The organism is Pseudomonas sp. B5(2017) (assembly GCF_002112825.1).
In the GTDB taxonomy this organism is placed as follows: Bacteria; Pseudomonadota; Gammaproteobacteria; order Pseudomonadales; family Pseudomonadaceae; genus Aquipseudomonas; species Aquipseudomonas putida_Z.
Genome location: NZ_NEIR01000013.1, coordinates 65210 through 87429, shown reverse-complemented (window position 1 = coordinate 87429; position 22220 = coordinate 65210). Strand labels below are relative to the sequence as shown.

The 22220-nt window shown below is 59.7% G+C and carries 18 protein-coding genes and 2 pseudogenes; 5 read left to right on the top strand and 15 right to left on the bottom strand.

What is annotated here, in order from left to right:
• Window positions 1–38: 38 nt before the first annotated feature.
• Window positions 39–422 carry a hypothetical protein gene (locus CAG00_RS29205; RefSeq protein WP_371915770.1) on the top strand — a complete coding sequence of 128 codons (384 nt, stop codon included), beginning with the start codon at window positions 39–41 and terminating at the stop codon, window positions 420–422.
• Between the two features lie 197 nt (window positions 423–619).
• Here CAG00_RS29205 and sfnR read toward each other — a convergent pair whose 3' ends face one another.
• The 12 genes and pseudogenes from sfnR to CAG00_RS29305 all read right to left on the bottom strand — a co-directional run.
• Window positions 620–1720, bottom strand: coding sequence for a sigma54-dependent transcriptional activator SfnR (gene sfnR, locus CAG00_RS19810; RefSeq protein ID WP_085665137.1), 1101 nt, complete (start codon window positions 1718–1720; stop codon window positions 620–622).
• Between the two features lie 9 nt (window positions 1721–1729).
• Entirely contained in the window at window positions 1730–2917 is a 1188-nt protein-coding gene (locus CAG00_RS19805; protein ID WP_085615236.1) for an acyl-CoA dehydrogenase family protein, read from the bottom strand.
• Window positions 2918–2926: 9 nt separating this feature from the next.
• Window positions 2927–3487, bottom strand: coding sequence for an FMN reductase (gene msuE / locus CAG00_RS19800; RefSeq protein WP_025338724.1), 561 nt, complete (start codon window positions 3485–3487; stop codon window positions 2927–2929).
• A gap of 376 nt (window positions 3488–3863) precedes the next feature.
• Entirely contained in the window at window positions 3864–5759 is a 1896-nt protein-coding gene (gene mrdA, locus CAG00_RS19795) for a penicillin-binding protein 2 (protein ID WP_025338725.1), read from the bottom strand.
• Window positions 5760–7001: 1242 nt separating this feature from the next.
• The gene (locus CAG00_RS28320) at window positions 7002–7385 is read right to left on the bottom strand and encodes a hypothetical protein (protein WP_139832812.1); all 384 of its coding nucleotides are present in this window, start codon (window positions 7383–7385) and stop codon (window positions 7002–7004) included.
• Window positions 7386–7645: 260 nt separating this feature from the next.
• Window positions 7646–7900, bottom strand: coding sequence for a hypothetical protein (locus tag CAG00_RS19790; RefSeq protein WP_054572610.1), 255 nt, complete (start codon window positions 7898–7900; stop codon window positions 7646–7648).
• Between the two features lie 745 nt (window positions 7901–8645).
• Complete coding sequence (locus tag CAG00_RS19785; protein WP_054572611.1) at window positions 8646–8996, bottom strand: hypothetical protein; 351 nt, start codon at window positions 8994–8996, stop codon at window positions 8646–8648.
• 197 nt (window positions 8997–9193) lie between these two features.
• A complete protein-coding gene (locus CAG00_RS28315) occupies window positions 9194–9847 on the bottom strand; it encodes a hypothetical protein (protein ID WP_139832811.1) in 654 nt (217 codons plus the stop codon).
• A 278-nt stretch (window positions 9848–10125) separates the two neighbouring features.
• Window positions 10126–10587, bottom strand: coding sequence for a hypothetical protein (locus CAG00_RS28310; protein WP_139832810.1), 462 nt, complete (start codon window positions 10585–10587; stop codon window positions 10126–10128).
• A complete protein-coding gene (locus tag CAG00_RS29315) occupies window positions 10584–11264 on the bottom strand; it encodes an RHS repeat domain-containing protein (protein WP_371915772.1) in 681 nt (226 codons plus the stop codon). Before CAG00_RS29315 ends, CAG00_RS28310 begins: the two co-directional genes overlap by 4 nt.
• A 964-nt stretch (window positions 11265–12228) precedes the next feature.
• Window positions 12229–12792, bottom strand: a pseudogene (gene tssI, locus CAG00_RS29310) (type VI secretion system tip protein TssI/VgrG); the annotation flags it as partial.
• Between the two features lie 57 nt (window positions 12793–12849).
• A pseudogene (locus CAG00_RS29305) lies at window positions 12850–13158 on the bottom strand (type VI secretion system baseplate subunit TssF); the annotation flags it as partial.
• A gap of 75 nt (window positions 13159–13233) precedes the next feature.
• On the opposite strand from CAG00_RS29305, the gene CAG00_RS19770 reads away from it, so the two are divergent.
• The gene (locus CAG00_RS19770; RefSeq protein WP_256579068.1) at window positions 13234–14304 is read left to right on the top strand and encodes a type VI secretion protein IcmF/TssM N-terminal domain-containing protein; all 1071 of its coding nucleotides are present in this window, start codon (window positions 13234–13236) and stop codon (window positions 14302–14304) included.
• 137 nt (window positions 14305–14441) lie between these two features.
• Here the strand turns inward: CAG00_RS19770 and tssJ are convergent, their stop codons facing one another.
• The 3 genes from tssJ to tssG are packed head-to-tail and all read right to left on the bottom strand — an operon-like array spanning window position 14442 to window position 16887.
• Complete coding sequence (tssJ, locus tag CAG00_RS19765) at window positions 14442–15314, bottom strand: type VI secretion system lipoprotein TssJ (RefSeq protein ID WP_085665135.1); 873 nt, start codon at window positions 15312–15314, stop codon at window positions 14442–14444.
• Window positions 15311–15880 (bottom strand): FHA domain-containing protein, encoded by a 570-nt coding sequence (locus CAG00_RS19760; RefSeq protein WP_085665134.1) that lies wholly within the window; start codon window positions 15878–15880, stop codon window positions 15311–15313. Before CAG00_RS19760 ends, tssJ begins: the two co-directional genes overlap by 4 nt.
• Window positions 15877–16887, bottom strand: coding sequence for a type VI secretion system baseplate subunit TssG (gene tssG, locus CAG00_RS19755; RefSeq protein ID WP_085665133.1), 1011 nt, complete (start codon window positions 16885–16887; stop codon window positions 15877–15879). Before tssG ends, CAG00_RS19760 begins: the two co-directional genes overlap by 4 nt.
• A 343-nt stretch (window positions 16888–17230) precedes the next feature.
• Here tssG and CAG00_RS19750 point away from each other — a divergent pair, with 343 nt between their 5' ends.
• Genes CAG00_RS19750 through CAG00_RS19740 form a run of 3 tightly spaced genes read left to right on the top strand, consistent with a single transcriptional unit; the run spans window position 17231 to window position 21403 of the window.
• Entirely contained in the window at window positions 17231–17899 is a 669-nt protein-coding gene (locus tag CAG00_RS19750) for an ABC transporter ATP-binding protein (RefSeq protein WP_085665132.1), read from the top strand.
• Window positions 17896–20358, top strand: a complete 2463-nt coding sequence (locus tag CAG00_RS19745; RefSeq protein WP_085665131.1) for an ABC transporter permease — start codon at window positions 17896–17898, stop codon at window positions 20356–20358. The genes CAG00_RS19750 and CAG00_RS19745 overlap by 4 nt, the downstream gene beginning before the upstream one ends.
• A complete protein-coding gene (locus CAG00_RS19740) occupies window positions 20348–21403 on the top strand; it encodes a lipocalin-like domain-containing protein (RefSeq protein ID WP_085665130.1) in 1056 nt (351 codons plus the stop codon). The genes CAG00_RS19745 and CAG00_RS19740 overlap by 11 nt, the downstream gene beginning before the upstream one ends.
• Window positions 21404–22220 lie beyond the last annotated feature (817 nt).

Here is a 22220-nt window from a genome sequence, read left to right as displayed (position 1 = left end):
TGGCGGTACCTCCAGCGCATATGCGAAGGATGGTGGTGGTGGCGGAGGCGGTGGTGGTCACGGTGGTGGTGGCGGAGGCAGCGGCGGTGGTGGTGGCCATGGCGGCGGAGGTGGTGGTAGCGGTGGCGGCGGTGGCCATGGTGGCGGGGGTGGTGGTAGTGGCGGCGGCGGTGGTCATGGCGGTGGAGGTGGTGGTAGCGGCGGCGGTGGCTCGGGTGGTGGCCACGGCGGCAGTGGCAGCGGGCATAGTGGCGATGGTGGTGGGCATGGCGGCCCAGGCCATGATGGCCGCGGGCGCAATGGTGCTGATGATGGCGCCGACCACGAGGCCAACCACGAAGCAAATCATGAAGCCAATCACGAAGCCAACCATGAGGCGAATCACGAAGCGAATCACGATGTGGGCGAGCCCCACGGTGTAGGGCATGGCGCTGATGATGGGGCTGACCATGATGTTGGGGATGATCGCGGAGGCGACCGGAACTAGCAATTTGGGTGTCTGTGCCGGCCCTTTCGCGGGTAAACCCGCTCCCACAGGTACTGTGCCGATCTCAAGCTTGGCGCGGCCCCTGTGGGAGCGGGTTTACCCGCGAAGGGGCCGGCACAGGTTTACAAGCATTCAGATCGACAACCGCACCACCCGGTTATCCAGCACCTGCTGCTCCTGCCCCCGCCGCTTGTTCACCACCAACTCGCCGATCGCAATCAGCCGGGTACGGGTGATGTTGCGCGACAACCCCAGCAACTGCGCGGTATGCACCTGGTTGTAATGGCAGAACCGATACGCCGACCGCAGCAGGGCATTTTCCACCTTCTCGTACAGGTCACCCGACTGCTCTTCGAACAAGCGGCTGAACGCACGCTGCAGCAGATCCTCCACACCATTGCCCGCAGGCTCTTCCTCCTGCCGTTCGATACGCAGGTTGGACAAGCGCAGGTCCTGCGCCTGCACCGTACCGTCGCCGCAGGTCAGCAAGCTGTGGTGAATCACGTTCTCCAGCTCGCGGATGTTGCCCGGCCAACTGTATTCCACCAGCTTGGCCTGGGCCTTGGCGCTCAGCTCCACCGCCCCGTAGCCCAGCCGGTCGCTGTAGCTGCGGATGAAGTGCCGGGCCAGCGGCAGGATGTCACCCGGGCGGTCGCGCAACGGGTGCAACTGCAAGGTCACCACGTTCAGCCGGTAGTACAGGTCTTCGCGAAAATGCCCGGCGTTGATGGCCTTTTCCAGCTGCACGTTGGTCGCCGCCAGTACCCGCACATTGATCGGGATGCTCTTGCGCGACCCCAGCCGCACCACTTCGCGCTCCTGCAGCACGCGCAGCAGCTTGACCTGGATCGGCAGCGGCAGGTCGCCGATTTCGTCGAGGAACAGCGTGCCGCCGTTGGCTTCCTCGAACCAGCCGGCCTTGGCCGCCAGGGCACCGGTGAAGGCGCCTTTTTCATGGCCGAACAGCTCCGCCTCGACCAGCGATTCGGAAAAGGCACCGCAGTTGACCGCGACGAACGGGCCGTTGCGCCGGCCGCTGAGGTTGTGGATGTGGCGTGCGACCAGCTCCTTGCCCGTGCCGGTTTCGCCGATGATCAGCACGCTGGCCTCGCTGGGGGCGACCTGTTGCAGGTGGGCGAGCAGCGCCTGCGACCTGGGGTCTTCGAAAACCTGTGCGGTGGCCCGGATCGAGGTGGCCAGTGTCGGGGACGGGGGGAGGGTCAGCAGTTGCATGGGCAATCCTCAGGAATAGAAGGATGGGGCAGGGCGCTTGTCGTTGAGGGCCCACTCGCCGAGTTCGTGGATGCGGTAGTCCACCGGGTCGTGCAGGGTTTGCGTGCGCAGGTTGCGCCAGTGCCGGTCGAAGCGTAGCGAAGCATGGGTGGCGCGGGCGCCGGTGACCTCGAACAGGCGGTTGCAGATGTCCAGGCCATGGCGGCTGGCGGCAACCTTGGCGGTGCCGATGGCCAGGGCCAGGTCGCCGCGCTCTTGCGCCGTGAGGGCGTGCTCCCTGGCCCAGGCGGCATCGAGCTGGCGTGCGGCCCGTTCGATCAGCAGGCGCACGCTCTCCAGGCCGACCCAGAACTCGCCGTAATGGCGCAGCACGTATGGGTCTTCGGCGCTGCTGGCGGCGCTGGAGCGGAACCACGGCCGGCTTTCTTTGAGCGTGTACTGGCGGGCCTCCTCGAACGCCCCCTCGGCGATGCCGAGGAACAGGTTGGCGAAGTGCAACTGGGCAATCAGCGGGCGCAGGGCGGCGAACGGCGTGCTCAGGGGGCCTGGGTCGAGCAGCAGTTCGTTGTGCTCCACCCGTACCCGCTCGAAGGTGGCGCTGCCGCTGTCGGTCTGGCGCTGGCCGATGTTGTTCCAGTCACTGTGCAGGCTGATGCCGGTACGGCCACTGGGGATGGCGGCGATCAGCAGCTTGCCACCGGCACGTTCGTCCACCGCCGAGGCGATGAGCATTTCCGAATCGCTGGCGCCGGAGCAGAAGCTTTTCTTGCCGGAAAACTCGCACCAGCCATCGAAGTGCTTGACCACGGTGCGGGTGTCCAGCGGGTTCAGGGCATTGCCCCAGAACCACTGCTTGCGGGCGGTCTGCTCGAACCACGGTTGCCATTGGTCCGGGCGCGAGAACAGGCGCACGGTGGCCAGCATCAGGTGATGGAAGCCGAACACGTGGGCGATGGAGCTATCGACCCGGGCGAACTCGCGCACCACCGCGAAGGTGTCGTGCCAGTTGGCGCCCTGGCCGCCGAAGGCCTGCGGGATCACCAGCGACAGCAGGCCGCTGTCACGCAGGGCGTCGCGCTCGGCTTTTGGCGTGCCGCCGCGCTCGTCGCGCTCGACGGCGGTCTGGGCAAACTGCCCGGCCAGTTCGCGGGCGATGGCCAGGGCAGGGCGCCGGGGGGTGTTCACAGGTGCATTCATGGCCGCTCCTCAGGCGCTCTTGCGCAGCGCATGATGGGCGCCGAACAGCGGCACGGCGCGCTCGGCGGCCAGGCGGATACGGGCGGCAAGGGCTGCGCTGGACACCCGGTAGTCGGCCATTTCCGCCTGGCTGGCGAACACGCCGATGGGCAGGGTCAGGGCTTGCAGGAAGCTGAACAGTGGGCGCAGCTGGTGGTCGAGCACCAGCGCGTGGCGCTCGCTGCCGCCGGTGGCTGCGAGCAGCACCGGGGTGTCGACCAGGGCGTCCTGGCCGATCAGGTCGAACAGGTGCTTGAAGTGGCCGGTGAAGCTGCCGCGGTACACCGGCGTGGTCACCACCAGCAGGTCGGCTTTTTCCACCAGGCGCAGTTGCTGTTCCACGGCCTCGGGCAGTTCGCTGCGCCACAGGGCGCTGCCCAACGGGCGGGCGATCTCGCCCAGTTCGATCAGGTGCGGCTTGATGTGCAGGTGCTGGGCCAGTTCGGCGAGGATCGCCTCGGTCAGGGCCAGGGTGCGCGAAGGGCGGGCAGTGCCGCCGGACAGGGCTACGACGTTCAGTGGGGTGCTCATGGGCAGGTCTCCGGTTCTGGTTGAGCGGGGGACTTTGCTTGAGCAATCGTCGTGCCGAGTTTGAATATTCTTTTATTTCAACTGGTTAGCGCATTTTTGATGCTTGCGGCGCTGTTGCCGTGCGGGCGTTGCCTGTTGATCGTGTGTTGCGCTGCAGACAGTTGGCCAAGTGTTGGCGGCTGTGCAGTTGGGGGATTTATAGAGGATTACGGGATGATGAAAAAGGAATAAGATTTTATATTATTATTCCTTTTTGTTTTTGTGTGCTGGGGCCGCTTCGCAGCCCTTCGCGACACAAGGCCGCTCCTACAGGCGGACGCGGTCTCTTGTAGGAGCGGCCTTGTGTCGCGATGGGGCGCGAAGCGGCCCCAAAGACCTAAGTGTGCGGCACGCTGCGAGGCACTACCCCACCCGCATACTCCGGCTTCAGATGCCCCTGCTCATCCAGCAGATAGGCATCCATCACCTCCCGCACCACCGGTCCTGCCACCCGCCCGCCGGCTTCACCGTTCTCGATCATCACCGCCACCACCACACTCGGGTGATCAGCCGGGGCAAAGCCGACGAACAGGGCATTGTCGCGGTGCCGCTCCAGGGTCTTGTCGCGGTTGTAGCGTTCGCCCTGCTTGATCGCCACCACCTGCGCGGTGCCGCTCTTGCCGGCAATCCGGTATTGCGCACCGGCCGCGGCAGCGCGGGCGATGCCGCGCGGGTCGTGCATGACCATCTGCATGCCCTGGCTGACCTGGTCCCAGGCGTGCCTGTCGTGCAGCACGATATTGGGCATCGGGTTGGGGTCTACCGGCGCATCGCCACCTACGGTCATGGCCAGGTGCGGGCGGTGCCACACGCCCTTGCTCGCCAGCAGGCTGGTGGCCTGGGCCAGCTGCAGCGGGGTGACCTGCATGTAGCCCTGGCCGATGCCCAGGATCAGCGTCTCGCCCGGGAACCAGGCCTGGCGCCGGGTGGCGCGCTTCCACTCGGCCGACGGCATCAGCCCGGACGCCTCCTCGAACATGTCCAGCGACACCTTCTGGCCCAGGCCGAACTCGGCCATGTAGTCGTGCAGGCGGTCGATGCCCAGCTTGTGCGCCAGGTCGTAGAAGTAGGTGTCGTTGGAACGCATGATGGCGGTGTACATATCCACCCAGCCATCGCCGCTGCGGTTCCAGTTGCGGTACTTGTGGTCGTAGTTGGGCAGCTCGTAGTAGCCCGGGTCGAACACCCGGCTGCCCGGGGTGATCACGCCGCTGTCGAGGCCGGCGATGGCCACCTCCGGCTTCACCGTCGAACCGGGGGCATACAGGCCGCGCAGCACGCGGTTGAACAGCGGGCGGTCGATGGAATCGCGCAGGGCGGCGTACTGTTTGAAGCTGATGCCCTTGACGAACAGGTTGGGGTCGAAGCTGGGGTTGCTGACCATCGCCAGCACGTCGCCATTGGCCGGGTCGAGCACCACCACCGAGCCGCGGCGGTCACCCAGGGCCTTTTCCGCGGCCAGTTGCAGGTGGGCGTCCAAGGTCAGGACGATGTCCTGGCCCGGGGTCGGGGCCTTGTGGTTGAGCACACGCATCACCCGGCCCTGGGCGTTGGTCTCGACCTCCTCGTAGCCCACATGACCGTGCAGCTGGCTTTCGTAGAAGTGCTCGATGCCGGTCTTGCCGATCGACTGGGTGCCCCGGTATTCGGTGCTGTCGAGGGTCTTGGCCTCTTTCTCGTTGATGCGCCCCACATAGCCCACCGAGTGGGCGAAATGCTCGGCCAGCGGGTACTCGCGGATGAACTGTGGTTCCACCTCCAGGCCTGGCAGGCGGAACTGGTTCACCGCCACCAGGGCTATCTGCTCTTCGCTCAGGCCGACCATCAGGGTCACCGGTTCGAACGGCTTGCGGCCACGGCGCAGGTCCTTGTCGAACTGCTTGCGATCGTCGTCGGTCAGGCTCAGCACCTGCGCCAGGGTATCGAGCACCTTGGCCGTGTCACCGCCGGCCCGCTCGCGGGTCATGGTCAGGTCGAAGCTGGGCTTGTTGTCGGCCAGCACCACGCCGTTGCGGTCGTAGATCAGCCCGCGCTCGGGGGCGATGGGCAGCACGTGCACGCGGTTGTTTTCCGATACGGCGGTCTGCTGGTCGTGCTGCAGCACCTGCAGCACATAGAGCCGGCCCACCAGGACGGCGACCAGGCTGAAGACCAGGGCGGCGCAGGCCAGAAGCCGGCGGTTGACCAGGTGCTTTTCCTTTTCGTGGTCCTTGAGGGGTATGGGTTGCGGCATCGGGGTTCTGTCTGCTGATGGTGTGGCTGGGTGAGGTGTGAGCGCTGTGGGCACGCGCCTGTGGGAGCGGGCGTGCCCGCGAATGGGCCGCGCAGCGGCCCCGGGGGGCGGTGATGCTACGCAAGGTAGTGAGCCCCCTCAAGGTGAAGGCCTGCGGCTGCAGAAGCGAAGAGGGCTGCCACGCCCGCAATCAGGGCGCTCGTCAGCAAAATGAAGATTTGTTCATGGCGGCAGTGCGTTGGTGCGGTTGGCTGTAAGCCGGACGTGATTGAGCGGAGGTATTGGTCAAGCGCTAGAACGCTTGTCCGTGCCTCTGCGGGAGAAACTGTCGGGCGCAATGTGGGAGATTGCCCAGCCTTTTGGGCTGCGCTGTCGCGCAGAGAACAAATATCGCTCTTTGTAGGAGCAGCCTTGTGCTGCGAAGAGGCCGGTACTGACAAAGCCTGTCTATTGGCTGTACCGGCCTCTTCGCAGCACAAGGCTGCTCCTACAGTACCTCGCTGAACCAACGAGTCATGTGTTGTTCTACGAGAGCGGGCGATCCCGCGAACACGGGCACAGCCCGTGCCATTATTTTGCAGCATCGAGTGATAAACCTCTATTCGTTCGTTTTCAAACCTTGAGGCGGTACTTGCTGTGAAATCGTTATGCTTCCACTTTCTTGGCGTAATGGTGGGCGCTGAAAAAGCGCAAAAAATAGTTCGTTTATGTACTCTTCTTTGTCATCTACGTCGTCTAAAGGTATTTCGTGCGGTATTAGATCTCGCCAGTAATTTTCGTAGCTCCGCGTAAAGATTACGTACTCAAGGCAGTCTGAAATATTTTCTGCTGCAATTGGTCCGAATGTTTTCAATAGTGCGCTCATTAGGCGGAAGAGTCTGTATCTATCTTTCCTGTTGTTTATTTCGAATTTGCTAATTTCTTCGTCTGTCATCGAGATTAGCGGGTAATATAGGTGGTGAATATAATTTATGTTTGCAATTTTCATTGGAATTTTTGGGTGAGTGTTAGTGGTCGGTTATTTTTACGAGCTATGACGGCTATTGAGAGCTCTTCACGATTGCTGTCGCCCGTGAGGTAATCTTAGGCAGTTACGCAATTAATATTTAGTATGGCGCTGTTGCTTCAGTGGAGTTCGCCTGGGCGACACCAGGTTTTATTGCATTCTGCTGATAAATATTTCTTTGAAAGCGTGCCGATTCTGTCAGTTTTGGTTTTTGATACAAGTTTAATCGAAGGGCGTCAAACCTCTTTTTTTATTATTGCTGGAAAGAGTTTGGCTTGCTTTAGTCTGCGGACTTCTTTTCTGTCTCCATGATTGCGGGCGAAAAGTATTATGGATTCTAATGCGATGAAGATTATATTTTCTATTGCCATGGCATCGTGGCTAGATGCAGCGGCATCAATTCCAGCTTGCGTAATGGGGCTATTGGGAACGTTTTCTGCTCTAAAGTCTACATGGATTGGGAATTGAGTGGATTGGTTGTTGTAGGCTGAAAATGGAGAGCACACTAAATCACTGCTTGAAAGCAGGTCTATATAGCTTAGCCCGCCATTGATGTAAAAGCTGCAGTTGCCGGAAGCTTTTTGCAAATTGACTATTAAGTAAGCGTCGCCATGTCTCATGAAAAAGGTTTTGTCTCTCCCGCAAAGGCCAAACTTGGCGGCAACTCGCTGAAAGATTTTTTTGTAGATTCTTTCTTCATGACTTATTTATGACCTCTCGGATGGTTCGCACGCCAGTTTCGGAATCCAATACGTCCAGAATTCCCTCAGTGCTTGAATGGCTCCTTGAACACCTTCGGTATCGACCTATGCAGCCATCATCCGTACTGCGCTCCAGCAGCGCTGGAGAAGGGCCGGCATGTCGCTCCTTAGTTGGTGTCTTAGCTGTTTTTAAATTTATTCTGATTAACCAGAATTATATCAACATGTTTTTTGTGTGAGAAGTTAGAGGATAGATCTTGAAGATGTATATGCTCAGCATCGTTTTCCTCCATTTCATAAGCTGCGGTTATCAAAAATACACCCAAGGTACGAATCATGGCTGGCGTTGTAAGTAATGAAATCTCATCGAGCCTCAAAGTTTCATCGCTACCGACTTCGGTGCCCCATGCTCTCATGTTGTTGAGCTTGATCATAGATTGAATCCTTTTTCTCCAAGAATATCTTTTGCAGTTCCTGTAAGCGCTGTCAGGTTTTTACATGACTTGTGGATCTGAGAATCGCATAAGAAGTGCTGATGCTCGCGGAGGTCGCGCTTTCCCTCTCCTTACCACCGGGCTGGCCGCCATGGCTTTTCACCAGTCGGCCGATAGTGTCGTTTGCTTAAAATATTCAAGATGGTTTTTAAAGAGCAAAATATGTCGGCATGGTTGTCGCTGGATAACTAATGAATATTGCTCGGTTGCATCGCCCTTGTTTTATGTTACCCCTGGTTTTCTTGCTTATCTATCCATTTGTTTACATCGTTAGTTACACGATCTAAATCGGAAATCTTAATAATTAAGCATGGTTCTTCGGCTCCATCTATTTTATTATGAATTGTGGAGTAGCTTTTGACGGCTTCATGGATTACTACTCTCAGAATGTTCTGAGTGCTTGTGTTGCGAACGGAAAATATCGGGTTGGCCTCCATTAATCGTGTCCCGTCAACGCATGTGGTGTTGTAGTAAGGTGTGCGGTATTTGGCTGGGTTGATTCTTTTGGAGTAAAGGTGTTCATTGAGCGCTGAAGTGAAAAATGACTCCAGTTTTTGGTATGTGTCTGGGTTGCTAAGGTAATCTTTAAACATCATTTTTCCTTGCGGGTATGGTCGAAAATTATTTCAATGTCTGTGCATTTATGGTTATGGCGTAATATTTCGTTATTGTTTGCTGTTAATTTCTAGGGTTGTTTAGTCCAATTGTCTAGGAAGGCTATAAGTTCTGGGAGGTTTGATACCCCGCCGAATACTATGGTCTCGACTCCATGCTCGGTGTTTTTGTACGCTGTAGAAATTTCGTTTTCGTCCTCGTCTATGATAATTCTAATTATCTTTTTGCGTTTTGCATTTCTGGCTGAGAATATTGGGTTTGCATCACCAAAAGATTGTCCGTTGTTGTATGTGGTTCTGTAAAAAGGTGCGGTGTACTCTTCCTGGTTGTTGTATTCGCTAATGGTTTTTATAAATGCATCCAGAAATAACTGCTCGAGCGCCATGTAGGTGCTTGGATTGGTTAAGTAGTCGTCATGCATTATGTCTACTCCTCGAATGCGCTTCCAGTAATGTTCTCCATGTCAACGCGTTCGCCTGATAGCTGTCCAGTTCGTGCTCGTCGAACTTGAGGCTGAGCAGATCGCCGCTGCAATAGGTGAGCCAGCTGACCCGATGGCCATCAGAACGGGATGGTCGCGATACGCATAATGTAATGAAAATTGTGATCCCCCGTTCTTTATGTCGGTCTAATTCCATAGCATTTCTGAATTAATTCTGATCTGGCAATTATGACCGCGCCTCCCTCCGTGTCATCAAATTCACCTATGGGGGTAATTAGAAAAACTGACTCATTTTCTAAATGGTATAGTATTTTGTCGGGATGTTTTCTCGAGCCATAGCTCCATCCATCGTCAAGTATTTTCTCCACGACAGAATTGCTCTTTGATAATATGAGATGCGTTGAAGAGTGAGTTGAGATTAGTTTGGCGATGTGAAAGAAATTAGGATTTTCCAATTGTATGGCTCCAAAATACTGAATTTCATTCCCGTTCTTTAAGCTATACTCCTTGGTTCTTTGCCCTAGGGGGAGGGTGATCCCACCTTTATCCAGCCCGCCCCAAAGTCGATAGCGCTCGACAATTCTGCTAGATTTAACCATTCCGCCATTGCTTAATAGGAGCCAGCAAGTATATTCAGGTAAATAGGAAATTACTTGATGGTAGAGCTGGTCCATTGCGCTCGCGTGGCAGTTCAAAAGATTCGTTGATCTATATTCCACCAGTGCTGCAGATAAAGCAGTTCTGACTCGCGCAGGCTTGCTGCTGACATTGAATACGTCATTTTGTTCGTAGATATTTTTCGCTATCTCTATTTTGTTGTCAGTAATCATATGGATGGTGGGTTATCTTTGCTGTTTTCATTGGTTTTTGGGCGCGCTGTTAGGAGTTGGTTGCTTTTGCTAGTGCTAGAGAGGGACCTGCCTGCCGGTTCCTTTCGTTGTAGTGTAGCCTCGTCTCCATATTAAAATGCTGCCAAAAAAGTAGTAGATTGCGAGTTCTACTCACTTGGCCTCGTCGCGCCGTGTATCCTCCGCTAAGTAATTCCCGCCTAAGACAATCTCCCCATATTCGTCCTCACCCCCCGCCATCCGGACCCTGTTGCTCTGCTTTAGCGCCATTTAATTAAGTATTCATAGTAGGGAGGGTAGTGGTTGTGAATGTAATCTATTGATGCAAATGTAGAGAGGTCTGCAGAAATAAATCTAATTTCATCGCTTTCGTTTTCGTCAAAATTGAAATTTTTATTTAATTCGCAGTTATCCTTTGCAAGTATTGCTCCGCAATATCTCCAGTCATCATCAATTAGTATGTGGTATTCCTTTTGTTTTAATTTGTTTTCGATGTAATTAAAGAAATCTGCGGTGGATGGAAAGGCTGCACTGGTGAACGAAGACCAGTGTGCTGCCCCGATTGTTTGGATTAGTTTATCGGTTTCTTTTAGGTTAAGTTGTGTGGCGCAATTTTTTGCGTTTGAAATCAAATTCTCTTTTTTTGACTCAAATTTGTTCAGGCGCTTATTTCCCTGTGCTTTTCGGTAAAGTAATTCTTTTTTATAGTGGTCGGCTTTCATTGGCAGCACTCCTTTTCATAAAATGCTTTGCCTTTTCCATTTTGAATTTGCGGGCGTGAGTGTTTGCTCATTCTTGGGTTGCCTTGATCATCAAGTTTAACCGTTCCTGCCTCCCAGTGAGGCTTATCTGGGTGGCTTAGATCCATTGTTTGTTGCTGTACCGATGCCAATCCCTTTCCTCCTCCAGCTTGGGATGTTTCAAAGCGATATTCAAATCCTGACTGGTTTCTCGATTGGCTGACAGGTTGCTGGCTCGTCGGTAAACGTATTTGTCTCATGGCTTCACGTCGCGCTCCTCGGGATGTAGCAAAGGGATTTTTTTCACTGCCTAAAGCAGGTGTTTTTTTTACTAACCCTAGCGGATCTGTAAATTCAATTGGATTCGGAGCAAAGGCATAGAAATTGATCCCACCCCAGAAACCAATTGGGTCCTTACCTATGAACCGCCCGACCTGCGGGTCATAGTACCGATGTCGGTTATAATGCAGCCCCGTCTCAACATCCCAATACTGCCCCTGAAAGCGTAGCGGATTACGAATCTCCGCCCACTTCGCCCCGTCACTCCGCTGCTCCTCCGCCAAACCCCAGGCCTTGTACCTCCCGCTCCAGGCAATCTCCCCATCTTCACCGGTCAACTCCATCGGCGTCCCCAGCTGATCGCACTGGTACCAAGCCATCGCATCAAACGCTTTCGGCATCGGCTTATGCAGCCACACCGGATCCTTGTCGATGTCATACGGGAACACATACACCGGCTGCCGCAACAACTCGACGACATGGTTGGACACCGCCTGCGCCACCGGCACGAAGGTCCCGGGCTCGAACACATAGTGAGTGGTGTGGCCTTTGCCTTCCCGGTCCCGGCACTCGAATGCCAGCGTGTCGCCTTCCCACACATACCAGGTGTACCCACAACCCAACTCTTCATCCCGCTGCCGCCGGGCATTCTGGTTCCACACCGGGCCGGCCTGTGGTCGGTCGCGGTACTTGGAGCGTGAGTGCTTGTACAACCGCCGCCCGAGCGCGTCGTAGGCAAAGGTGACAATCAGTCGGTCATCCTCGTACCGCCGCAGGCGGTTGTAGAGGTCCCAGTCAAAGTGGCCTTTCTTGCTGCCCGTGGTGCGCTCCGCCAGGTTGCCGCGTTCGTCATAGCGGTACTGCGTGCCGCAGTAGCTGCGCAGTACGTTGTCGTTGATCCGGCGGGGTGAGTGTGGGTTGGGGCCGGGCGGGGCTTGCGGGTCGAGCAGGTTGCTCGCCGGGTCGAAGGCGAAGAGCTCTTTCTTGTAGAAATCGCCCGCTTCCAGCAGGCGGCCGACCGGGTCGTAGCGGTAGTAGGTGTCACCACGGTTCAGGTCATCCACGCGGGTGAGCTGGCCGCTGAGGTCGTACTCGTAGTCGCGCACCGCGATGCGCCGGGTGGCGCCGCGTCGGGCCAGAGTCTGCTGCTGCAACTGGCCATTCGGGGTCCAGGTCTGGCGTTGAACCAGGCCGTTGCCTTGCTCGCGGCCAATTTCCCGATGCAGGTCGTCGCGCTGGTAGCTGAGCAGTTCGTGCTCGTCGAGCTTGAGGCTGAGCAGGTGGCCGCTGCCATAGGTGAGCCAGCTGACCCGATGGCCATCAGGGCGGGTGGTCGCGATACGCAGGTTGGTCAGGGTCGCCATCGAGGAAACTGACCACCACTTCCTGGCCAATGCGGGGTATGGCCATATGGCCCCAGGTGGCACCGGCCCAGGCCTGGGTCACCCGCACCCAGCACGAGCTCTTGTCGTCGTCCTGGCCCAGGCGGTCCCAGGGGAACTGCACGCGCACGCGGCCGTGCTCGTCGCAGTAGATTTCCTCGCCGGGCGGGCCGACCACCTTGGCCATCTGCGGGCCGTCGATCACGGGCTTGGGGCACGCAGGGGCATGCCATTCGACCCGGGCTGGAATCAAGGTGGCGGTGAGGGTGTAGGAGGTGCCGACTTCAGCTTCGGCGGCATCCTCTTCCAGCGCTGTGAACTGCTGCCCCTTGTGCTTGATCTGCATCGGCCGCCAGAGGATGTTCATGTCCTCACGGGCATGGCCGGCCAGCTGGAAGGCAATGCCCGGCTGCAGGCGCGCGTCGTCGCCTTTGACCTGGGCCACCCGGGCATCGCCGAACAAGGCGTTGACGCGGGTCTGGGTAAACGGCTTGCCGGCGTTGTCGTGCTTGTAGCGGCCGGGGTAGAGGTTGCGATAGGTGACGAACGAGGGGGTGTCCTGGGTGGTCACATCGACTTCGCCAACCCTGAGCTGCTGCGCAAGGCGCCCGTTGCTGCAGGTAAGGTCGATGTTGAGTTCTTCGTGCAGGCCAAGGTAGGGCGCAAGGTTGTGATGCACCAGGCTAATCCTGTGTTGCACCTTGTCATTGACGGGTTCCTGCTCGATGTCCAGCTTGTAGTAGCGGGCGGGCGTCGGCTCGGCCAACGGGAAGTCGCGGTCCAGGGCCTCGAAGGGTTTGAAGTCCTGTACGTGATCGCTGGATTTCTGGCGTTGGCTGCTGACCCGATCAATGCTGAAAATTTCACCTTTCTTGCCGCCCTGGCGCCCCATTCGCACGGTTTCACACAGCGCCTGGCCATTCAACGGGATGGGCTCTGCCGTACATTGCTGGCATGGAGCGCGTGGGTGCATCGGCGCAACCGCTCGATCGTACGCGAACAGAAACGGCAGCGGCGCGAGGTGGAAGACCCGAGCCTGGTGTATCTGCAGGCCCAGCAGCGCTCCCTCGACAGCAGCCTGGCCCGCTTGCGCGACAGCCAAGGTGGCCGCGGGCACCGTTACGATGTGCCGTGGTACCTCATCCTTGGCGAACAGAATGCGGGCAAGTCGAGCTTCGTCAGCCGTTCGGATCAGCGTTTTGCACTCGCCCGCACCGATGGCGCCACCCAGCGGGCCAGTACGGATCCGGACCTGGCTTTTGGCATCGACTGGTGGGTAGGTGACGACGCGGTGCTGATCGATCCGCCGGGCGAGTTCATCAGCCAGCCTGAGCGCCCGGCGTATGTGGTCAAGCCCATCAAGGAGGAGGGGGGCGAAAACAACACCCTGCCAGCTGTGCAGGAGGCGGCACTGAAAGGGAGAGAACTGGCCGAGCCCACAGGCCTGCCGGCGGGCGTCGAGCGACGCCTGTGGCGGCACATGATTGGCTGGCTTGCCCAGAACCGCAGCCGACGGCCACTCAATGGCGTGGTCTTGCTGGTGGATATGGTCAACCTGTTCGGGCGATCGGCGAAGGCGCGACGTGACCTGGCATTCATGCTGCGTGCGCGCCTGACGGAGCTGGGCGGTGAGCTGGGTACGCGCTTGCCGCTGTACGTGGTGATGAGCAAGTTCGACTTGCTGGACGGTTTCGAGGAACTGTTCGCCGCGCTCCCGGCCCGTGAGCGGGAAGAGGTGCAGGGCTTTACCTTCACGCTGGGTTCGGTAAAGGACTTCGATGCCTGGCTGCAGGAGCTGGAGGGAGCCTATCAGGGCTTCCTGGGGCGCCTCGGCAGGCATCTGATGAGCGCTACCGTGGAAGCGCCTGGCAGCACGGGCAAGAGCGCCTGCTCGCTGCTTCGGGAGCTGAGCGGGGCGCAGGAGATGTTGCTGAATTTCCTTGGTGATGTACTGGTCAGTGACCGCTACAGCAGCCCACCCCTGGTGCGCGGCCTGTACTTTTCCTCGGTCTACCAGCGAACTCAGGCAAGACAGTGAATACCGCCGTGACAAATGATCCGTCCAATAAAGAAATGAGCATCCTGTGAAGGCCGAACCAGGCACCGGAACAAACAGACAACGAATCCCGACCCAGGCCACTGGTATCAGGATTCTTGGGTGGCCTGCGCCGTGCCCTATCGCCCGGCCACTTCGCTGGCCGTGCCGTCACGCAACAACCGCTGCGGCAGGGCGAACCCTGCAAAGAGCTGGCGGGTGAAGGGGTTGTTTGCGCCCGTGGTGTGAACCTTGTAGCGCGCCGTATCAACGGCGTTGTTCTCGAAGTGAACGTGTACGGTATGGTTGTAACCGCGTGCCTGGATGCGTACTGCATCTTTCCAGCGGCCCTTGGGGTTATCGCCCAGGCGAGCAACGACGGCGATGTAGCGGGTGCGCTCGTTGATTTCTTCGTGTTCGATGAACTTGAACTGGCCAGGGGTCAGACGGTAGTCATCGACGCTGATCAGCGTGGTGCCCAGCGCTTTATCCAGGTCTTCTTCGACTTGCTCATAAGTGGCATCCAGCAACAACGAATCGTCCCGGAGCTGAAGTACCTTGAAAACGATGGATGACGGGGCCTGGTGTTGTGGTTGCAGGCCGAGTTCCTCAGGCAAAGCAGTTTGGGGCGTTGCGTAACTGGCCAATGCCGCAGGCGCCTTCGGCCCGACGATGGCTTGCTCGCCCTCGACAGAAGCGGGGTAGTTGCGGTGCAGCTGCTCCGCCAATGAGCTCAGCTTGTCAGTCAACTCGACAGGACTTGTGGCGCTGAGGTTGGCCGCCAGCTGTTCCGGGTGGCCATGCAGCGGTACCTGTGTGCCTGAATCTGTCGGTTCGAGGCTGACAGGCGCAGGCGGGTCTGCGGCGTAGAGGCTTAGCGCCAGGTGGCTGATGTCATTGTTGGGGCCACCGACAGGCAGAGCCGGATCCATCGCCACCTGGTAGATCTTGCTGATCGAAGTACAGCCACTGATCGCCAGGCAGGCCAGTAGCAAACCTACAGGCTTGTTCATTGCACCTCCTTGCCGAAGATTTCGACTATGGCCGGGTCAACCCGGGCTTGTGCGGCCCTGTCCAGATAGGCCAACGGATCAAGCTCATCCACAGGCCCAGGCATTGAGGCCTGGAAAAATCCGGCGATATCCGTAATCGGTACGCCAAGTACCTGCAGCGGGCACATCTGCTGATCAACCCCCACCTCGGAGAGCGGGTCCCTGCGGGTATGCGGCTGCGGCTCTTCCTCGTCCTCGCCCAGGTGTATGGCAATCTGATAGTCACCCATCTGCAGTCTGTCGTTGTGCCTGAGGCGGACAGGCGTACCCGAAAGCAACTGGGTGTCACTGCCATTCATGAAACTCTTGCCGCTGTGGTCAACGATGCAGAAATGGCCTTCATGCCAGCTGATTTCGCAGTGCACCGGCAGGATGCGAACGCCGCGATCATGCAGGCGCCAGTCACCTTGACTGCCGATGGAGCCGCCAGCCCGATCGAAGCGATGCCGCGGTTCGCTGCCGTGCAAGAGTTTTTCCGGGTTGAGGACGGTGAGCGTGACGCTGGGGGAGAGAACATTTGTACTCATGTGCGTACCGTGATGCGAACAGGGGGAGGCGTGGGGTCATTGCGGTTGGCGATGAAGCTTGTCCAACCGAGGTGGGTGCCTTGCTCGGCCCGTAGGCTGAAGGGTGGGGCTTGCTCGGCGCACATGCGTAACTCCAGGTCATAGGCCCCGACATCACGGAGCAGGAATTCCACCAGCCGTGCCAGCCTCTGGTAGTTGTCACCGCTGGGCAGGAATTCGTGGAACTGCTGCTGATTCAGGCCTGTGATCACAATGGTGAACTTGCTGCTGCGTGACTCGATGCTGTCGCCAACCAGGAAGTTGTTGCCGAGTTGGTAGTTTCTGGCCCCCAGGCAGTTGCGTTGGGAAGTGGGAATCGAGACGGTGCGCTTTTCGAATTCGCGGATGGCAACCTGCTGGAGGTCGAAGCAATGCGCGATCATGCCGGCTACCATGCCGGGGGAGCGGCTGCGGCTGGCGATCATTCCCACGAAACTGAGCAAGCGGCTCCAGGGTAGCGGCGTAGCGCCGCGTAGTGCTGAGTCGTCCAGGCCGATCAGGGCGAAGACATAGCGGGAGAAACCGTCCTTCGCGCCCGGTTGGAAGCGTACGTAGTAGCGGTACTTGCGCCACGCTTGATGGAGCAGGGTATGAAGGCGATGGTTGAAGAAATTGAGGAAAGCCGGGCGTAAACCGATGCCGTGTGCGTTTTCGTAGGCGATCTCGTCAAGGTAGTAAGTGGGCAGTGGCGAGTCTGTGCCATGCAGGCCCAGAAAACTTGCCTGGATGCGGTAGCGGTCGTCCTTCAAGCGATCGGCGCGCAACACGTCGGCAACAGGGAAAGACAGGCTGGGGGACACTTCCAGCCGTAATCGGCGTCTCGTCTCTCGAGCAAGTGGGCGTTGTTCCAGATCGTCGTCGTGTACGTGATACAGCAATTCCAGTAGCTGGAAATAGGCGTACTGGTGGGCGCTTTCCAAAGCGATATCGACCTGGCCAGCGGCGTGCAGAACTACTGGTTTTTCCATGGTTGAGTCTCTTGCCGTAACTAACGGGTGCAAAGTGAATGCTGATCGTAGTCGATGGTTTCTGATTCAGATCATTGTTTTCTCGTACGAAAGTGGATATCGACCAATAAAAAGAACTTTCTGTAGGAAGTGTCTTTTTTTATTGGTGCGGGGCTGTTTATGTTGACTTTTCGGTAAGGCTTTCAGGGGCGTGGATTTAATAAGTTCATCTAGGGTTGAAGTTGGAAACCGCTTTTCGAATAGAGCCGGAAATTGCTTTATCGAGGAAAACGACGAGTGTTCGTTCACGCCGCGATGAACCTGCTATTCCTAAGAAAACACCTGAACCTACCAAGGCCCGTCGATGCTGGTCATCGAGCAACTGTACAAATCATTCCCTACCCCCCAGGGCCCGCTCCCCGTGCTGCAGGGCGTCGACCTGCGCCTGGCGCGCGGCAGCAGCCTGGCGCTGATGGGCGAGTCGGGTAGCGGCAAGAGTACCTTGCTGCACCTGGTGGCCGGCCTGGACCGTGCCGACAGTGGCCGCATCCTGATCGCCGATACCCCGCTCGACAGCCGTTCCGAGGCGTCGCTGGCGTTGTGGCGGCGAGAGGGCATAGGCCTGGTGTTCCAGCAGTACAACCTGATCAGCAGCCTGGACGTGGGGGCCAATCTTGCGTTCCAGGCGCGGCTGGCCGGTCGGCATGATCCCGATTGGCTGGCCTATCTGGCGCAGCGCCTGGGGCTGGCGGATTTGCTGGTGCGTTACCCGGAGCAATTGTCTGGCGGCCAGCAACAGCGGGTTGCCATCGGCCGCGCCCTGGCCGGGCGCCCGGCCTGGTTGCTGGCCGACGAACCCACCGGCAGCCTCGATGAAACCAGCAGCGATGAGGTGTTGAGCCTGCTGTTGCAGCTGGTCGCCGAGACTGGCAGTGGGGTGCTGATGGTGACCCACAGCCCGCGGCTGGCGGCGCGCTTGCAGCAGCGTTGTTACCTGCAGGCCGGCCGTGTGCGGCCCGAGCAGGGCGGATGAGGCTTCTATCGCTGGCCCTGCTGGCGCTGCTCAGCCACTGGCGGCGCCATCGCGTGCAGTTTTTCAGCATCTTCACCGGCCTGTGGCTGGCCACGGCGCTGTGGACCGGCGTGCAGGCGCTGAACAGCCAGGCACGCAGCGACTATGCCCGGGCCAGCGCGGTGCTGGCCGGGCCGTTGCAGGCGCAACTGGTGCCGCGCCGTGGCGAGCGCTTCGACCAGGCACTGTACGTGCAGTTGCGCAGGCTGGGCTGGGCGGTGACGCCGGTACTGGAAGGGCGCTTGCGCTTTGCTGGTGAGCCGGCGCGCAGCGTGCGGTTGATCGGCATCGAGCCGTTGAGCCTGCCGCCGGCCAGCAGCATCGCCGGTGTGCAGCCCGGAACGTTCGATCTGCAGGCCTTTGTCGGCATGCCCGGGCAAGCCTGGGTCGGGCCGGACACCTTGCGCCAGCTGCATGCCGGCCCCGGGGCCTCAGCACGCGACAGCGAAGGGCAGCTGCTGCCGCCGTTGGTTCTACAGCCAGCGCTGGCCCCAGGGGTGATCGTGGTCGATATCGGCCACGCCCAGGCGTTGCTGCATGCACCCGGTCAGTTGTCGCGCTTGCTGGTGGCTGCCACGCCGGGGCCGCTGCCGGCGGATATCGCGCCTTACCTTGAGCTGCAACCCCGGCAGGACGATGGCGGCTTGCAGCGGCTGACCGACAGTTTCCACCTCAACCTGACCGCCCTTGGCCTGCTGGCGTTCGTCGTCGGCCTGTTCATTGCCCATGCCGCAATCGGTTTGGCACTGGAACAGCGGCGCGGCCTGATTCGCAACCTGCGCGCCTGTGGCATCAGCCTGCAAACCTTGCTGTGCGCCTTGGTGCTGGAGCTGGGGCTGTTCGCGGTGCTGGGCGGTCTGGCCGGCGTGGCCAGTGGTTACGGGCTGGCCGCGTGGTTGCTGCCCGATGTGGCCGCCAGCTTGCGCGGCCTGTATGGCGCCCAGGTCGCCGGGGCGCTGAGCCTGCCCGCCGGGTGGTGGCTGATGGGCGTGCTGGTGAGCGTGCTGGGGGCGCTGCTGGCGGGTTTGGGCAGTGTACTGCGTGCGGCGCGCTTGCCGTTGCTGGCGCTGGCGCAACCTCAGGCTTGGCGGTTGGCCCAGGGGCCTTGGTTGCGGCGCCAGGCCATGGTGGCCGGCCTGTTGCTTTTGCTGGCCCTGGGCTGTGGTGTGCTGGGCGACAGCCTGCCCAGCGCGTTCGGCCTGCTGGCAGGCTTGCTGCTGGCGGCGGCGCTGCTGCTGCCAGCCTTGCTCGACCGGGTGCTGGCCTGGCTGGCGCGCCATTGCCAGCGGCCTTTGGCGCAATGGTTCGTCGCCGACAGCCGCCAGCAATTGCCGGCCCTGAGCCTGGCGTTGATGGCGCTGTTGCTGGCGCTGGCGGCCAGTGTCGGGGTGGGCAGCATGACCGAGGGCTTTCGCAAGACCTTTGTCGGCTGGCTTGACCTGCGCCTGTCCGCCGACCTGTATGTCACGCCAAGGGATACCGCCCAGGGCTTGCAGATAGCCGAGTGGCTCGGGCAGCAACCTTCGGTGGAGGTGGTATTGCCCGGCTGGCGTGTGGAAACACAGCTGCAGGGCTGGCCGGTGCAGGTCCAGGGCATCGTCGATCATCCTGTCTATCGCACACGCTGGCCATTGCTGGCGCAGCAAAAGCAGGCCTGGCAACAACTGGCCGCTGGGCAGGCCGTGATGCTCAGTGAACAGCTGGCCAGGCGACTGAAGCTGCAGCTGGGTGATCGCCTGAGGCTGCCCGCAGACACTTCGCCAGCCCTGAGCGTTGTGGGCATCTATGCCGATTACGGCAACCCCAAAGGGCACATGCTGGTCAATGCCGGCTGGCTGCGCGGGCACTGGCCACAGGCAACCCTGACCGGGTTGAGTGTCGATCTGGTGGGCGACCAGGTGTCGGCACTCGAGGCCGCATTGCAACAGCGCTTCACCCTGGACGACAGCCGCGTGGTCGAGCAGGCGCGTCTCAAACGCTGGTCGACCGATGTGTTCAACCGCACCTTCGCCGCCACCGCCGCGCTCAACAGCCTCACCCTTGGCGTGGCAGGCGTGGCGCTGTTCATCAACCTGCTGACCCTGGGCCACACCCGCCTGGGCCAGCTGGCGCCGCTGTGGGCACTGGGTGTGCGGCGCACGCATCTGGTGTGGCTGAGCCTTGGGCAGACACTGTTGCTGAGCAGCCTTACCGTGCTGCTGGCGATTCCGCTGGGCATCCTGCTGGCCTGGTGCCTGGTCGCGGTGGTGAACGTGCAGGCATTCGGCTGGCGTTTGCCGCTCTACGTGTTCCCTGCGCAACTTCTGCACCTGGCCGTGCTGGGCATGTTTACCAGCCTGTTGGCCAGCGCCTGGCCACTGTGGCAGCTGGCGCGTCGCCAGCCGCGCGAACTGTTGAGGCCGTTTGCCGATGAAACGTAGCGCCTGGCTGTTGCTGTGTGGGTTGCTGGGCGGCTGTGACCAGCCCGCCGAGCAAAGCTATGCCGGGCTCGGGCAGCAGGCGGGCGAGTTCAGCCAGGTAAGCCGCGGCCATCGCCTGGAATTTCCGCGGGACCACGGGGCCCACGATGGCTTTCGCATCGAATGGTGGTATGTCACCGCCAACCTTCAGGACCTCCAGGGGCGGGACTGGGGCGCGCAGTGGACGCTGTTTCGCTCGGCCCTGCGCCCAGGCCCCGAGACTGCTGGCTGGAACAGCCCGAACCTGTGGATGGGGCACGCGGCGTTGACCGGTCCCGGGGGGCATCGGTCTGGCGAAACCTTGGCGCGTGGGGGTATCGGCCAGGCTGGCGTGCAAGCCCAGCCGTTCCGGGCGTGGATCAATGACTGGTCGTTGCAGGGCAGCAGTGGCATCGAGCATCTGCAAATGGTCGCCGGTGGTGACGGCTTTCGCTATGACCTGCAACTGCACAGCGATCGGCCCTTGGTGCTGCACGGGGACCAGGGCTACAGCGAGAAGTCCGGCAAGGGGCAGGCTTCGTACTATTACAGTCAGCCGTTCTATCGGGTGAGTGGGGAAGTGCAGCGTGGCGGCCAGTGCATTGCAGTCACCGGCCAGGCCTGGCTGGACCGGGAATGGAGCAGCCAGCCGCTGGCTGCCGGGCAGACGGGTTGGGACTGGTTTTCCCTGCACCTGGACAGTGGCGCCAGGCTGATGCTGTTCCAGGTGCGCGAAATGCAGGGGGAGGCGTATCGCGCCGGGACCTGGGTTGGCCCGCAGGGTGAGGTGGTAGCACTGCAGGGTGCGCAGATCCAGCTGCAGGCGCTGGCCTGGGCCCGGCAGAAGAACGGCAAGCAGGTGCCGACGCGATGGCGGGTGCAGGTGCCGGGGCATGGCGTGGATGTGCAGGTCGAGGCTGTGGAGTCGCAGGCCTGGATGGAGACGCGGTTCCCGTATTGGGAGGGGCCAGTGCGCTTGACCGGGAGTGCGGGTGGGCGTGGGTATCTGGAGATGACCGGCTATTAGCACCTCATATCCCGGCCATGAGCCCAGCCCTTTGGGCTGCGCTGTTGCACAAGGAGCTATGCTCGAGAGCGTGTCATATTACCTGTGGGAGCGGGCGTGCCCGCGAAGAGCCCAACACGGTGCATGGCACTGTCTGCTGGCCGGCTTGTTCATATATCGGGCATGACGCGGTCCCGTGTAGGAGCGGCCTTGTGTCGCGAAAGGGCCGCAAAGCGGCCCCGGCAATGTTGTGGTGATGCGAAGATCCTGGGGGCGCTTCGCACCCCTTTCGCGACACAAGGCCGCTCCTACAAGGGACCGTGTCAACCTATTCAATTCTTGATTAGCCCCCGCACATTGCCTGCTGGCCGACCTTTAGCATTTGCTTGCTCATATCTCGTGTAGGAGCGGCCTTGTGTCGCGAAAGGGCCGCAAAGCGGCCCCGGCAATGTTGTGGTGATGCGAAGATCCTGGGGGCGCTTCGCACCCCTTTCGCGACACAAGGCCGCTCCTACAAGGGACCGTGTCAACCTATTCAATTCTTGATTAGCCCCCGCACATTGCCTGCTGGCCGACCTTTAGCATTTGCTTGCTCATATCTCGTGTAGGAGCGGCCTTGTGTCGCGAAAGGGCCGCAAAGCGGCCCCGGCAATGCTGTGGTGATGCGAAGATCCTGGGGGCGCTTCGCACCCCTTTCGCGACACAAGGCCGCTCCTACAAGGGACCGTGTCAACCTATTCAATTCTTGATTAGCCCCCGCACATTGCCTGCTGGCCGACCTTTAGCATTTGCTTGCTCATATCTCGTGTAGGAGCGGCCTTGTGTCGCGAAAGGGCCG